Source organism: Geobacillus sp. G4 (assembly GCF_040327975.1).
Taxonomy (GTDB): Bacteria; Bacillota; Bacilli; order Bacillales; family Anoxybacillaceae; genus Geobacillus; species Geobacillus thermoleovorans.
Genome location: NZ_JBEPJY010000001.1, coordinates 26,240 through 40,916, shown reverse-complemented (window position 1 = coordinate 40,916; position 14,677 = coordinate 26,240). Strand labels below are relative to the sequence as shown.

The 14,677-nt window shown below is 52.6% G+C and carries 14 protein-coding genes and 1 pseudogene; 11 read left to right on the top strand and 4 right to left on the bottom strand.

Annotated features, from left to right (window positions below):
- The first annotated feature begins 68 nt into the window (after positions 1–68).
- Positions 69–2,789 carry an aconitate hydratase AcnA gene (gene acnA, locus ABS784_RS00185; protein WP_023634183.1) on the top strand — a complete coding sequence of 907 codons (2,721 nt, stop codon included), beginning with the start codon at positions 69–71 and terminating at the stop codon, positions 2,787–2,789.
- Between the two features lie 37 nt (positions 2,790–2,826).
- Here the strand turns inward: acnA and sspL are convergent, their stop codons facing one another.
- Positions 2,827–2,964, bottom strand: a complete 138-nt coding sequence (gene sspL / locus ABS784_RS00180) for a small, acid-soluble spore protein L (RefSeq protein WP_011230846.1) — start codon at positions 2,962–2,964, stop codon at positions 2,827–2,829.
- A gap of 72 nt (positions 2,965–3,036) precedes the next feature.
- Here sspL and ABS784_RS00175 point away from each other — a divergent pair, with 72 nt between their 5' ends.
- Positions 3,037–3,501, top strand: coding sequence for a divergent PAP2 family protein (locus ABS784_RS00175; RefSeq protein WP_050368552.1), 465 nt, complete (start codon positions 3,037–3,039; stop codon positions 3,499–3,501).
- Positions 3,502–3,613: 112 nt separating this feature from the next.
- Here ABS784_RS00175 and ABS784_RS00170 read toward each other — a convergent pair whose 3' ends face one another.
- Positions 3,614–4,540, bottom strand: coding sequence for a DMT family transporter (locus ABS784_RS00170; protein ID WP_011230848.1), 927 nt, complete (start codon positions 4,538–4,540; stop codon positions 3,614–3,616).
- 232 nt (positions 4,541–4,772) lie between these two features.
- Here ABS784_RS00170 and ABS784_RS00165 point away from each other — a divergent pair, with 232 nt between their 5' ends.
- Positions 4,773–5,438: a ribonuclease H family protein gene (locus ABS784_RS00165; RefSeq protein WP_011230849.1), complete on the top strand. Its 666-nt coding sequence runs from the start codon at positions 4,773–4,775 to the stop codon at positions 5,436–5,438.
- Between the two features lie 6 nt (positions 5,439–5,444).
- Positions 5,445–5,660: a zinc-finger domain-containing protein gene (locus ABS784_RS00160; protein WP_011230850.1), complete on the top strand. Its 216-nt coding sequence runs from the start codon at positions 5,445–5,447 to the stop codon at positions 5,658–5,660.
- 738 nt (positions 5,661–6,398) lie between these two features.
- On the opposite strand, the gene ABS784_RS00155 is transcribed toward ABS784_RS00160, so the two are convergent.
- Both ABS784_RS00155 and cspD read right to left on the bottom strand, forming a co-directional pair.
- On the bottom strand, positions 6,399–6,668 hold the full coding sequence (locus ABS784_RS00155) for a DUF2564 family protein (RefSeq protein WP_352511062.1): 270 nt from the start codon (positions 6,666–6,668) through the stop codon (positions 6,399–6,401).
- Between the two features lie 130 nt (positions 6,669–6,798).
- The gene (gene cspD / locus ABS784_RS00150) at positions 6,799–6,999 is read right to left on the bottom strand and encodes a cold-shock protein CspD (RefSeq protein ID WP_003251474.1); all 201 of its coding nucleotides are present in this window, start codon (positions 6,997–6,999) and stop codon (positions 6,799–6,801) included.
- Between the two features lie 320 nt (positions 7,000–7,319).
- Between cspD and ABS784_RS00145 the strand changes: the two genes are divergently transcribed.
- From ABS784_RS00145 to opp4B, 7 genes and pseudogenes are all read left to right on the top strand, one after another.
- Positions 7,320–7,571, top strand: coding sequence for a hypothetical protein (locus ABS784_RS00145; RefSeq protein ID WP_352511058.1), 252 nt, complete (start codon positions 7,320–7,322; stop codon positions 7,569–7,571).
- Between the two features lie 195 nt (positions 7,572–7,766).
- Positions 7,767–8,168 (top strand): sporulation protein, encoded by a 402-nt coding sequence (locus ABS784_RS00140; RefSeq protein ID WP_066234442.1) that lies wholly within the window; start codon positions 7,767–7,769, stop codon positions 8,166–8,168.
- A 202-nt stretch (positions 8,169–8,370) separates the two neighbouring features.
- Positions 8,371–9,189 carry an MIP/aquaporin family protein gene (locus ABS784_RS00135; RefSeq protein WP_352511055.1) on the top strand — a complete coding sequence of 273 codons (819 nt, stop codon included), beginning with the start codon at positions 8,371–8,373 and terminating at the stop codon, positions 9,187–9,189.
- Positions 9,190–9,243: 54 nt separating this feature from the next.
- Positions 9,244–10,734 carry a glycerol kinase GlpK gene (gene glpK, locus ABS784_RS00130; protein WP_352511053.1) on the top strand — a complete coding sequence of 497 codons (1,491 nt, stop codon included), beginning with the start codon at positions 9,244–9,246 and terminating at the stop codon, positions 10,732–10,734.
- A 1,009-nt stretch (positions 10,735–11,743) separates the two neighbouring features.
- A pseudogene (locus ABS784_RS00125) lies at positions 11,744–12,768 on the top strand (ABC transporter ATP-binding protein).
- Entirely contained in the window at positions 12,755–13,681 is a 927-nt protein-coding gene (locus ABS784_RS00120; protein WP_352511051.1) for an ABC transporter ATP-binding protein, read from the top strand. The pseudogene ABS784_RS00125 and the gene ABS784_RS00120 overlap by 14 nt, the downstream one beginning before the upstream one ends.
- 16 nt (positions 13,682–13,697) lie before the next feature.
- Positions 13,698–14,666 (top strand): oligopeptide ABC transporter permease, encoded by a 969-nt coding sequence (gene opp4B / locus ABS784_RS00115; protein WP_352511050.1) that lies wholly within the window; start codon positions 13,698–13,700, stop codon positions 14,664–14,666.
- Positions 14,667–14,677: the final 11 nt, after the last annotated feature.

Below are 14,677 nucleotides of genomic sequence, written 5' to 3'. Positions count from 1 at the left end.
TGCTATTTTTTCGACTTTTGCGCAAAAAAATAGTATAGTATTATTGTGAAGTGAAGGGGGTTGTACATATGGCGAAACAGGATGTATTCAACGCCCGCTCTTCATTCGAAGTCAACGGTAAAAAATACAATTATTACCGTTTGCAAGCGCTTGAAGAAGCGGGCATCGGCCAGGTGAGCCGCCTGCCGTACTCGATCAAAGTATTGCTTGAATCGGTGCTCCGCCAAGTCGACGGCCGCGTCATCACGAAAGAGCACGTCGAAAACTTGGCGAAATGGGGAACGCCGGAAATGAAAGACATCGACGTGCCGTTTAAGCCGTCGCGCGTCATTTTGCAAGACTTCACCGGCGTGCCGGCTGTCGTCGATTTGGCTTCGATGCGCAAAGCGATGGCCGATTTGGGCGGCGATCCGTACGAAATCAACCCGGAAATTCCGGTCGATCTCGTCATCGACCACTCGGTGCAAGTCGACCGCTACGGGTCAGACGATGCGCTGGAGTACAACATGGATTTAGAATTCAAACGGAACGCCGAACGGTACAAGTTTTTGAAATGGGCGCAAAAAGCGTTTAACAACTATCGTGCCGTTCCGCCGGCAACGGGGATCGTCCACCAAGTGAACTTGGAATATTTGGCAAGCGTCGTTCACGCGGTCGAAGGGGAGAACGGCGAGTACGAAGCGTTCCCGGATACGCTTGTCGGCACGGACTCGCATACGACGATGATCAACGGCCTCGGCGTCCTCGGTTGGGGAGTCGGCGGCATTGAAGCGGAAGCCGGCATGCTCGGCCAACCGTCGTACTTCCCGGTGCCGGAAGTCATCGGCGTCCGCCTGACAGGCAAGCTGCCGGACGGAGCGACGGCCACCGACTTGGCGCTTAAGGTGACGCAAGTGCTCCGGAAAAAAGGCGTCGTCGGCAAATTCGTTGAATTTTTCGGACCAGGAGTGGCGACTTTGCCGCTTGCCGACCGGGCGACGATTGCCAACATGGCGCCGGAATACGGGGCAACGTGCGGCTTCTTCCCGGTCGACGCTGAAGCGCTTGACTATTTGCGCTTGACCGGCCGCGACGAACATCACGTTCAAGTCGTCGAAGCGTATTGCAAAGCGAACGGTTTGTTCTACACGCCGGATGCACCGGAGCCGGTGTTTACGGATGTTGTGGAAATCAACTTGTCGGAAATTGAAACGAACTTGTCTGGCCCGAAACGGCCGCAAGACTTGATCCCGCTCTCGAAAATGAAACAGTCGTTCCGCGACGCGGTGAAAGCGCCGCAAGGCAACCAAGGCTTTGGCTTGACGGAAGCGGACTTGGAGCGGGAAATTACGGTCGAGCTGAACGGCGAACAAGTGAAATTAAAAACGGGCGCTGTCGTCATCGCGGCGATCACAAGCTGTACGAACACGTCGAACCCGTACGTGCTTGTCGCCGCTGGTTTAGTGGCGAAAAAAGCGGTCGAAAAAGGCTTGCAAGTGCCGAAATACGTGAAAACGTCGCTCGCGCCGGGCTCGAAAGTCGTCACCGGCTACTTGCGTGACTCGGGGCTGCTTCCGTATCTTGAACAGCTCGGTTTCAACATTGTCGGCTACGGCTGCACGACATGCATCGGCAACTCAGGTCCGCTTGCGCCGGAGCTCGAAAAAGCGCTCGCGGAAAGCGATCTGCTCGTGACAAGCGTCCTGTCCGGCAACCGGAACTTTGAAGGCCGCATCCACCCGCTTGTCAAAGGCAACTATTTGGCATCGCCGCCGCTTGTTGTCGCCTATGCGCTCGCCGGCACGGTCGACATTGACTTGTTGAACGAGCCGATTGGCAAAGACAAAGACGGCAACGACGTCTATTTCCGCGACATTTGGCCGTCGATGGAAGAAGTGAAGAATGTCGTCAAGCAAGCGGTCGATCCGGAACTGTTCCGCAAAGAATATGAGCGCGTGTTCGACGGCAATCCGCGCTGGAACGCCATCGAAACAACGGATGAGCCGCTGTACCAATGGGATGAAAACTCGACGTACATTCAAAATCCGCCGTTCTTTGAAGGCTTGTCGCCGGAAGTGCGCAAAGTTGAACCTCTCACCGGCTTGCGCGTTGTCGGCAAGTTCGGTGATTCGGTCACGACTGACCATATTTCGCCAGCTGGGTCGATCGGCAAAAACACGCCGGCAGGCCAATATTTGATCTCGAAAGGCGTCGAGCCGAAAGATTTCAACTCGTACGGTTCGCGGCGCGGCAACCATGAAGTGATGATGCGCGGCACGTTCGCCAACATCCGCATCCGCAACCAAATCGCGCCGGGCACGGAAGGCGGCTATACGACGTACTGGCCGACCGGCGAAGTGATGTCGATGTACGATGCGTGCATGAGATACAAACAAGACGGCACTGGGCTTGTCGTCATCGCCGGCAAAGACTACGGCATGGGCAGCTCGCGCGACTGGGCGGCGAAAGGGACGTTCTTGCTCGGCATTAAAACGGTCATCGCCGAAAGCTTTGAGCGCATCCACCGCTCGAACCTCGTTTTGATGGGCGTCCTGCCGCTGCAATTCAAAGAAGGCGAAAATGCGGAGACGCTCGGCTTGACGGGTAAAGAAGTGTTCGACATTCACATCGATGAAAACGTCAAACCGCGTGATCTCGTCAAAGTGACGGCGACGAACCCGGATACGGGTGAGAAGAAAGAATTTGAGGTCATCGTCCGCTTTGACAGCGAAGTCGAAATCGACTACTATCGCCACGGCGGCATTTTGCAAATGGTGTTGCGCGAAAAATTGGCGAAAGTGAAACAATAACGACAAAAAGCAGGCTCCCATATCGGGAAGCCTGCTTTTATTTTGTGTTGAGCTTTTTCGCTGCGTTCTCAAGCTTGCTTTTTGGATCCGGGGTGAACGTTCCGTCTTGGCCAAAGCCTTGCGGGTTGACGCCCGGCGCCTTCGTGCCGCGGTTTCGGCCGCCGTTTTTGGTCATTGCTCTCACCTCCGCTCTTTACGGATAGTATGGCCACCCTTGGTCAAAATATAAGCAAAGGAGGAAAGCGTGATGAACAAGGGGCTGAAGACGGCGCTCGCGACAATCGCGCTCGCCCAGTTTCTGAAAATCCCGATCAAGCAGTTGGAGACTGGCCGATGGGACTGGCGGCTCTTTTTCGAAACCGGCGGAATGCCAAGCTCCCACTCTGCCGGTGTTTCCGCCTTAGCGACATTTATCGCCCTCGAGCGAGGCGTGCGCACGATCGATTTTGCCTTGGCCGCGTTGTTTGGACTGATCGTCATGTACGATGCGCAAGGGGTGCGGCGCCAAGCGGGCGAACTCGCCCTTCGCCTGAACGAGCTTGCCGAGGAAGTAAAAAAGTTGGAAGGAGACCCAAAACAAACCGTTTATCACAAACGACAGCGGCAGCTGCGCGCCCGGCTCGGACACGAGCCGATCGAAGTCGTCGGCGGGGCGCTCTTAGGCATGGCCGCGGGCGCTTTATCGCATTGGGGTTGTCGGCACCGCGCCTGACGGCCTCAGGCAGCGAAGCGCGTCAGGCGTCGGCGGCATGGGATGATGACCAACGGAGCGCCTCTAGCCTCCCAAAAACTTCACTGTTTTTCGCTAAGAGCAATCGTTGCGGCTACGATGGGATGTTCCGCTTTTCCCGCCACCGTCTGCCCCAGAGGCGCATGCTTGGCAGTTCGGCGAAAATCATGCCGGCCAAAATCGCAGCGCCGCCAAGCCAGGCCGATGGCGACAGCCGCTCTCCAGCCCAAAGGTAGGCGGTCAAAGCGGCGAACACCGGCTCCATGGCGAAAATCAGCGCGACATGGGCGGGAGTCGTATATTTTTGCACCGCCGTTTGGATGAGAAACGCCGCGGTCGTCGCCAACAACGATGTCACAGCGAGCGCCCCCCATACTTCCGGACGGCGGAGCACCGCCATATTCCACATTTGCGCGGCGTCTTCAAACCAAAAGGCAAAGAAGAAACAGAGGATGCCGACGGTAAAAATTTGCACCATTGTCAACAGCATCGTCGAATACTGAGAGGAATAGCGGCCGGTGACGATAATGTGCATGGCAAAGGAAACAGCACAAAGAAAGACAAAGAAATCGCCCTGATTGAACGACAGCTCCGCTCCCCCTGTCAGCCAATACAGGCCGAACGCGGCAAGTGCCGCTCCAACGACCGCATTCACAGACGGTTTTTGCTTTAAAATCAAAAAGGAAAACAATGGAACGAGCACAACGCTCAGTCCGGTAATAAAGCCGGCTTTCGAGGAAGTGGTATACAACAGTCCGATCGTTTGGAATGCGTAGCCGCAAAACAGCCATAGCCCCATCCACGCCCCAGCGCCGATGACTCGCCATGACAACTGGCCGAAGAGTGGGCGGGAAGCGGCAGCGATCCAAGCGAGAAGCAACAAGCCGGCCAAACTGAAGCGAACGGCGTTAAACGACAACGGCTCCAAAAACGAAATGGCATTTTGGACGACGACGAACGTCGCCCCCCAGACGAACGTCACCATTAGCAGACTCAGATCGGCTATGGTTTGACGCTTCAATTCGAATCCTCCCTCTTCATATGCTTGCGCCCCATCTCATTTTGGGTGCTAGCCGCTAGTGTACCACAAGTAGGCCGAAAAAGATAGATATTTTGGAAAAAAGATGGGCGCCTGCGGCAAAATGGTTGATACAAGAAGAAATTGCGCATAATATTAGGTAATGAACAAGGGCGCAAGTGTGGTAAAATAAAAACCAGCTCCGATCATCGCCACGCGGAAGGGTGACAATGCGTTGGACGTACAAATCCACTGGACGTATATCACGCCGAAAAAACAAGAGGCGTTTCTTGTCTCCGATTGGGTCGATGCCAAAAAGGCGCTCGCTTTGGCGGATGATTTTGAAAAAACCGGGCGGACGAAAACAGTGGAGTTCGTCGATCGAAACGGCACGGTGTGGTCAAAAAAAGAGCTGCAAAAGCTGCTTGAGGAGATCGCCGGCGAGCCGCATGAGATCGTTGTGTATTTCGACGGCGGCTTTGACCATGAGACGTCCCAAGGCGGCGCCGGCGCGGTCGTATACTATAAGCAAAACGATCATCGCTACCGGTTGCGCGCCAACCGCCGGCTCGGCGAAATCAAATCCAATAATGAGGCAGAGTATGCGGCGTTTTGGTTTGTCATGCAGCTGCTCGAGGAACTTGGCGTCCATCATTTGCCGGTGACGTTCCGCGGCGACTCCCACGTCGTGTTAAAGCAGCTGTCCGGCGATTGGCCGTGTTTTGAGGACGATTTCAACATCTGGCTTGACCGCATTGAAGCGAAAATGCGCGAGCTTCACATCGAACCGGCGTACGAGCCGATTTCGCGCAAACAAAATAAAGAGGCGGATTCGCTCGCCCGCCAGGCGCTTGAAGGGCAGATCATCACAAGCCGAACGGAATTGACAGGGAAAGGGTAAGGTCGTATGGGAAAGAAGCGGAACCGACGCAAAGAAATATTGGACCAAATCGCTTGGCTGGAGGAAACGTACTGCGATGGCTGCTTTTTAAAAAGCACGTTCCGGAAAGAGTACGGCAAAACGTACGCCCAATCGTTTTGCATCCAGCAATGCACGGTCGGGGAACAAATGCGGCAGTACGGGGAGATGCTTCTATCAGCGCCGCCGCGTTCGCGTCGGTAATGAAGGAATTTTTTTCAAGAGGCGGTTGGTGCGGGCGATAGGAGCCCCAATCTGCGCTTTCGCGGGCCTGGGGCGGTGCCGGCTGCGACCAGGCAAGCTTTGGCGTTTGAACGGAGGAAGCGGATGCGCTGCGAAGGCCGGTGATTGACAGAACATACGTTTTAACATGGAGAAACCTCAAAAGCAGTTCTTCTTTTCACTCCAAAAGGAAATCGCTGTTTGTCCTCCGCCTTAATAGATGCAATTTTTACTGAGCATTGGATTGACCGTCGAACGACCGAACAAACACCGCTTTCAGCCCCATGTATGGGTCTGAGAAGCGGGTGGTTGTTCGATCGTCCGTCACGCCAAGGCGTGACGGAGGCAAGCAAAGGCTTGCCCTCGACAGTCGAAAAATTGATAAGTGGCTTTTCTGTCAAAGAAAAGATATGATAAGTGTCTTTTCTGTCAAAGAAAAGATATGTTAAACGTTTTGGTTGCATCTATATAGATGCAATTTAAAGCTTTAACATTTTTCGTTTTTACCGATCATTTCATCCGACTGTCGAGTGACCGAACAACACCGCTTCCAGACCCATGAATGGGTCTGGAAGCGAGTCGTTGTTCGGTCTTCCGTCACGCTAAAGCGTGACGGAGGCAAGCCATAGGCTTGCCTTCGACAGTCAAAAATGGATGAGCCACTTTTCCGTCAAGGATATGTTAAACGATTTCGTTGCATCTATATATATCGTTTTGCTGTTATTGCCGCGCCTCGCGAAGCTGATGCTCGGCGCGGGCCAATGTTTGTTCGCAGCGGTCGAGAAAATCCCCGTCGACGCCCGTGGCTTCTTGGCGGGCGCGCGCCAGTTGGTCGCGGGCGTTTTTCACCGCCTGTTCGGCATGGTCAAGCATTTCCGGATCCAGTTGCATCGTCGCCTGGCCGACCATTTTCTCCGCCGCCTCGACGAACATTTCCACTTGCTTCAAGTCGTTGTATCCCGTATGTACGTCCGCATCGCGCCTCGTCATATGAACACCTCCCTTTCCTTATTGTTCGCCGTTTGGTGAAATTTATGCCAATCAAATGAAAAAGACATCCTGCGATGCTGCAGGATGTCTTTCGTTCCGCTCCCGTTCTCTCGTCTATGTCAACGAAGCCTTATAATTTGACAACGTTCGCTGCTTGCGGTCCGCGGTTTCCTTGGACGATTTCAAACGAAACTTCTTGGCCTTCTTCTAACGTTTTGAACCCTTCACCTTGGATCGCCGTGAAGTGGACGAATACGTCGGAACCGCCTTCCACTTCGATGAAACCGTAGCCTTTTTCGTTGTTAAACCATTTTACTTTACCACGTTGCATAATACTGAATTCCTCCTAATACCTTTAGCCTGTTTGGCTAACCTCAAGATTTTTATCAAATAACAAAATATACTTCACAGCCATCCAAGATGCGCCTTCGTGTTGAATGCCTGAAATATATTCTGTTATGTGATGATTTTACTATACACTACCGAGGGTGGCTGCGTCAAGCAAAAGAAAGGAAATTTCCGAAAAAGTTGTTTGCCGGCCTGAAAAACAATGGTTGAAAAGGAAAACGGGCCGCTTGGGGAGAAAAAAGTCATGAGCGGGCAACAACGGCCATACATTGGAATAGGAACGACAAAAAGGGGGAGAAGCGGATGTACCGCGGGAAAATCGCGGGAAAAGAAGTGATCGTCCGGTTAGGGAGCCGGGTCAGCCGCCGGTATTTCAGCGACAATAAAATTTATCATATGGTTCTTTCGTACGGGGAGTCGGCGTTCCGCAAAGGGCAGGAAACGTTTTGCATCTACAACGATCGGGTCGGCCTGATTGTCGCCGAGGTCGAGCATCAAGATGTCCCAGTCATCCGGATTGATTACATTATCGAAAACGAAAATGTGTACGAATAACCAATTGACAAACGAAGGCGAATGCGGTACTCTCAATGTAAGCGGTAACAAAATGCCGCGTCCGTCTGTTTTCGCTTTGGGACAGACGCCTAGTCAGCCGTCTGTTTATTTTTTTTTGCGCTGAAGCTGAAACGGGCGGCGGCATTTTTTCGTATACTTTCATGACGAGAAAGATAGACAAAAGAGGTGACAACGGTGTTGCTGCGCAAAATGATGTCAAAAGTCGGAGTCGGGTCGGCGCACGTCGACTTGATCTTAAATACATCGTTATGGCACCAAGGAGAAACGATTGAAGGGATCGTACACATTTATGGCGGAACGGTGGAACAGATGATCGAGAGGCTTGATGTGGAGCTGGTGCAAAAAATCATTGAAAACGGCAAGGAACACGATCATGTCATCGCCGTCATTCCAGCGGCGGGAATGTTTGTGATCAAGCCAGGCGAGAAAAAGGAAATCCCGTTTGCCTACACGATCCCAGAGACGCTCCTGCCATCGCGCCCCGGCCGGTCGTACCGGTTCATCACCCGCCTTCATATCGAAGACGCGGTCGATACGCTTGACTTCGATTATGTGCAAATTTTGCCGAAAAAATAGGTTGACAGCGTTTTCAATAGATGATATGCTAAAAGCAAGTTAATAACGTTGTGGTGGAGAAGCGGAGACCCACACATGTTCCTCGTTGATGGACGAGGGAGTGTGTGGGTTTTTGCTTTTTTGCCCAACTTGGAACCCTCCGGAGGGGTGCTCTAGCAGGAAGTGACAAGAAAAATCTCGAATGAAAAGGGGAAGAGGCCAAATGGCGCCATTTTTAGGAGAACTCATCGGCACCGCATTGCTCATCCTTTTTGGAGCCGGGGTGTGCGCCGGCGTGAATTTAAAAAGATCGTATGCAGCCAATTCTGGTTGGATCGTCATTACGATGGGATGGGGGTTGGCGGTGGCCGTGGCCGTATACGCTGTCGGCCGGTATAGCGGCGCCCATCTCAACCCGGCGCTGACGGTGGCGTTGGCCATAAGCGGCGATTTTCCATGGAAAGATGTCCCTGGCTATGTGGTGGCGCAAGTGCTCGGTGCTATGATAGGGGCTGCTGTTGTCTATCTCCACTATTGGCCGCATTGGAAAGAAACGGACGATCCGGGCGTCAAGCTTGGCGTGTTCGCCACCGGGCCGGCCGTGCCGAATACGGCGGCCAACTTGCTTAGCGAGATCATTGGAACGTTTGTGTTGGTTTTAGCCATCTTGGCTATTGGCGCCAACAAATTCGCCGATGGGCTCAATCCGTTTGTCGTTGGTTTTTTGATCGTGGCGATTGGGCTGTCGCTCGGCGGCACGACGGGATATGCCATCAATCCGGCCCGAGACTTTGGGCCTCGCTTAGCCCACTTTTTGTTGCCAATCCCAGGGAAAGGGTCATCGAATTGGTCGTATGCGTGGGTGCCGATCGTCGGACCGCTGCTCGGCGGCGCGTTAGGCAGTTTAGTGTATAAAGCCGTTTTCTTAGGAAAACCGACAGGCGCCCTATGGGTAGTGCTGGCGGCAACCGCAATCGTTTTGGCGGCGGCGAAGATCGCAAAAGGAAAAACAGTGAGCGCCGCAAGCCGTCAATCTCTTTAAACGGCGCATAAGTAATACGCCAAATGAGCCAAAGAAGGGGGAAAGGGGAAAGCCATGAATCAATACATTTTATCCATTGACCAAGGCACAACGAGCTCACGTGCCATTTTGTTCAATCAAAAAGGCGAGGTCGTTCATATGGCGCAAAAAGAGTTTACGCAATATTTCCCGCAGCCCGGCTGGGTTGAGCACAATGCCAATGAAATTTGGGGCTCGGTGCTTGCCGTCATTGCCAGCGTGTTGTCTGAAGCCGAGGTGAAGCCGGAACAGGTGGCCGCAATCGGCATTACCAACCAACGGGAGACGACGGTTGTGTGGGAGAAAGACACCGGCAACCCGATTTATAACGCCATCGTCTGGCAGTCTCGCCAGACAGCTGGCATTTGCGACGAGCTGAAAGCGAACGGGTATGACCCGCTGTTCCGCGAAAAAACCGGTTTGCTCATTGACGCCTATTTTTCCGGGACGAAAGTGAAATGGATTTTGGACCATGTTGAGGGAGCGCGCGAGCGGGCGGAGCGCGGCGAATTGCTTTTCGGTACGATCGATACGTGGCTCATTTGGAAACTCTCAGGCGGCCGCGCTCATGTGACCGACTATTCGAACGCGTCGCGCACGTTGATGTTTAACATCCATACGCTTGAGTGGGACGACGAATTGCTTGCGATTTTAAACGTGCCTAAGGCGATGCTTCCTGAGGTGCATCCATCATCGGAAGTATACGCGAAAACCGTTCCCTATCATTTCTTCGGCGTCGAGGTGCCGATCGCTGGGGCCGCGGGCGACCAGCAGGCGGCTTTGTTCGGTCAGGCGTGCTTTACGGAAGGAATGGCGAAAAATACGTACGGCACCGGCTGCTTTATGCTCATGAATACGGGGGAAAAAGCGGTCGAGTCGAAACACGGGCTGCTGACAACGATTGCCTGGGGCATTGACGGCAAGGTTGAATACGCCCTTGAAGGCAGCATTTTCGTCGCCGGTTCGGCCATTCAATGGCTGCGCGACGGCTTGCGGATGATCAAAACGGCGGCTGACAGCGAAGCGTACGCTGAAAAAGTCGAGTCGACCGACGGGGTGTATGTCGTACCGGCGTTCGTCGGTCTTGGCACGCCGTATTGGGACAGCGAGGTGCGCGGGGCGGTGTTTGGCCTGACGCGCGGCACAACGAAAGAGCATTTCATCCGAGCGACATTGGAATCGCTCGCCTACCAGACAAAAGATGTGCTCGCCGCCATGGAAGCCGATTCCGGCATCTCGCTGACGACGCTGCGCGTTGACGGCGGGGCGGTGAAAAACAATTTCCTCATGCAGTTCCAGAGCGATTTGCTTGCCGTTCCGGTCGAACGCCCGATTGTGAATGAAACGACGGCCTTGGGTGCGGCGTATTTGGCCGGGCTGGCGGTCAGCTACTGGAACAGCCAGGATGACATCGCCGCCCAATGGCAGCTTGAGCGCCGGTTTGAGCCGAAGATGGATGATGACAAGCGAACGATGCTTTACGAGGGCTGGAAAAAAGCGGTGCGGGCGGCGATGGCGTTTAAATGATGGAAAAACGCGGATGCCTTGATGACAGGCATCCGCGTTTTTACGTCCTTCGCTCGATGCTGCGTGCTATATAGATGCAACGAAAGCGTTTAACATATCCTTGACGGAAAAGCGGCTTGTCCATTTTTGACTGACGAAGGCAAGCCACAGGCTTGCCTTCGTCACGCCTTAGCGTGACGGAAGACCGAACAACGCCCCGCTTCACAGACCCATACATGGGTCTGGAAGCGGCGTTGTTCGGTCACCCGACAGTCGATCCAATGACCAGTAAAAGCTATAAATGTTAAAGCTTTAAATTGCATCTATATAGCACGCACGCTGCTTCATCTGCCGGCATAGGGGGCCGGAACAAGTAGCCTTGCGCCTCGTGGTAGCCTTTTCCCGTAAGTACTCGAGCTGCTCCTCGCGCTCTACTCCTTCGGCGACAACGTTCATGCCAAGATGGCGAGCGAGGGAGATGATCGTGTTTGTGATGATGCTGCCATAGTGCGAATGGAGGCAATCGGTATTGAGTGGGAGAGGGTGACTAACCATTCGCATTAAGTTTAGACCTGAATCCGTGATAAAGACGCGTTCAAAACTGCCAAGAAAACCTTGCTAAATCAACAAATATTGCCCTTGGGGTTCTTCACCTAATAGGTGAACATTCGAAATTGAGTTAAAACCTCGTCATGATTGGATTTTCAAGCATTTTTGATACACTTCTATCACGGATTCAGGTTTAGAGATAAAAGTTATTCTTGACAGATTTGTTCACCAGAAACGATGCACCAGCTCCTACACCTGTCGAACAAAGTCGATTTTTTTTGTTCGACGAACATAAAGAGAAAAAGCTGAAAAATCTTTTATATGTCCTTATTATTTTATAAAATATTGTGCCAACTAAACATATAGTAGAAGGATAAAATTACAAAAAATGTTGAACTAACAAAAAAATATGATAAAATATTATCATAAAATTATATATAGTCTAAAATTTCGTTACTCTAAATCAAAGGGGAAAGGTGCATTGGGAAAACAACTTCTTTTGGAAATTGATCGATTGCGAGTTTCGTTTCAGATCGACGGCCACTATTATGCGGCAGTCGATGATGTTTCCTTGACGATCGGGGAAAACGAAGTCGTCGCCCTTGTCGGCGAGTCGGGGTGCGGAAAAAGTGCGCTTGCCCTTTCGATCATGGGGCTGCACCCGCCGGAGAAGACAAAAGTGGAAGGACGTCTGCAGTTTAACGGGACGAACTTGCTGTCGTTGTCCGTTTCCGAATTGAACCGAATCCGCGGCAAAGAGATTGGGATGATTTTCCAAGATCCGTTGACGGCGCTCAACCCACTCATGACCGTCGGACGACAAATCGAGGAAAGCATGGATTATCATTTACGGCTGTCGGCAGCGGAAAAAAAGAAACGAACGATCCATTTGCTTGAGCGGGTCGGCATCCCTGAACCGGAAAAAGTGTACCATCGCTATCCGCACGAGCTCTCTGGGGGAATGCGGCAACGGGTTGTCATTGCCATCTCCATCGCTTGCGAGCCAGCGCTGCTCATTGCTGATGAGCCAACGACGGCGCTTGATGTGACGATTCAAGCGCAAATTATGGAACTTTTGAAAGAACTGCAACAGCAAATGAAAACGAGCATTATTTTGATCACGCATGATTTAGGGGTCGTGGCGGAAATGGCCGATCGGGTGGCCGTCATGTACGCGGGGGAAATCGTTGAGCTCGCGGATGTCGACGCCATTTTTCACCGCCCGCTTCATCCATACACTCGCTCGTTATTGCAGTCGATCCCGTCCGCGCAGACGAAAAAGGAACGGCTTCACGTCATTCAAGGAATCGTTCCCCCGTTGCATAAGCTGCCGCGGCGAGGCTGCCGCTTCCAGCCGCGCATCAGCTGGATTGGGGCCGATCAGCACGAACCGGATCCGAAGCTGCGGGAAGTGGAGCCGGGGCATTGGGTGCGCTGCACATGCTACCAATACTTTTACTTTCCCGATGATCAAATATAGGAGAGGTCGATTATGGTGCTTCTTAACGTGCGACATTTAAAAGTGCATTATCCGGTGCGCGGCGGCTTTTTCCGACGGATCGTTGACTATGTCAAGGCGGTCGACGATGTCAGCCTTTCTTTGAATCAAGGGGAAACGTACGGACTTGTCGGTGAATCAGGCTGCGGCAAAACGACGACGGGACGTACAATCATCGGCCTCATTCGGGCAACGGCCGGCGAAGTGCTGTTTGAAGGGACGGACTTGACAAAGCTGAATCGGCGTCAGTTTCATGCGTACCGAAAAGACATCCAAATGATTTTTCAAGATCCATACTCGTCTCTCAATCCGCGCAAACGTGTGCTCGATATTGTCGCTGAGCCGTTGCGCAACTTTGAAAAATTGTCGCCACAAGAAGAGCGGCGCAAAGTGCAGTACGTGCTCGAGCGGGTCGGGCTAAGCGCCGAGTCGATCTATAAGTACCCGCATGAGTTTTCGGGTGGACAGCGCCAACGCATCGGCATCGCCCGTGCGCTCACGCTCAACCCGAAGCTGATCATCGCCGACGAGCCGGTTTCAGCGCTCGATGTCTCGGTGCAGGCGCAAGTGTTGAACTTTATGAAAGACATTCAACAAGAATATGGACTCACGTATTTGTTCATCAGCCATGATTTAGGCATCATCCGCCATATGTGCGACCGGATCGGCATTATGTACCGCGGCCGGCTTGTCGAGGAAGGGACGAGTGAAGATATTTTCATGAATCCACAGCACATTTATACGAAGCGGCTTTTGTCCGCGATTCCGAACGCTGACCCGCGTGAGCGCGATCGACAGACAGCGCTGCGCCGTGAGGTGGAGATGGAATATGCGCAAGCGTATTCGCGCTATTTTGATGAAAGCGGCCGGGCGTATCCGCTTAAATCCATTTCGCCGACTCATTCCGTAGCCATTCCGTAAAGAAGGGGGCGAAACGATGCTGAAGTTTATTTTGCGCCGAATCTTGATCATGATTCCGCAGCTATTTTTGTTAAGCGTCCTCATTTTTTTGCTGGCAAAGGCGATGCCGGGCGATGCGTTGACCGGTCAACTGGCAGCCAATCCGAAAATGGATCCGCAAACGTTGGAAGAGATGAAAGAAAAGCTTGGGTTAAACGACCCGGTACATATTCAATACATCCGCTGGGTGAAAAACATGCTTCACGGTGATCTCGGCCTGTCTTACACCCATCAGCAGCCGGTCACGGACTTGCTGGCCGGAAGAATAGGAAATACCGTATTGTTATCGGCGGCTATTTTAGTTTTGACCTATCTCATCGCCATTCCGCTTGGCATCGTGTCCGGGCGGTGGACCGACACGTGGGCTGACAAGCTCATTGTCGGCTACAGCTATATTGGTTATGCGACTCCGCTCTTTATTTTTGCGTTGATTATGTTGTTTATTTTCGGCTTTCATCTCGGTTGGTTTCCGACCGGCGGGAGTGTGGACATTCAAATTGAGGAAGGGACGCTTGCCTACTATTTAAGCAAACTGAACCATCTTATGCTTCCGGCCTTGTCTGGAGCGCTTCTTAACACGGTTGTGACCATTCAATATTTGCGCAGCGAAATCATCGATACGAAAGTGAAAGATTTCGTGAAAACGGCACGCGCCAAAGGAGTGCCGGAGCGGCACATTTACTGGCGGCACATTTTCCGCAATTCGTTTTTGCCAATCGCGGCTTTTTTGGGCTATGAAATTACTGGGCTTATTGGCGGGTCGGTCTTTTTAGAGTCGATTTACAGCTATCCTGGGCTTGGGCAGTTGTTTTTGCAGTCGATTATGCAGCGCGACTACAGCGTCGTGACGGCGCTCGTCATGATTTCCGGTGTGGCGACGCTAGTGGGGACATTGTTGTCCGACATCATTTTAAGTGCGGTCGACCCGCGCATTCGCATTGAGTAGGAAGGGAGGAA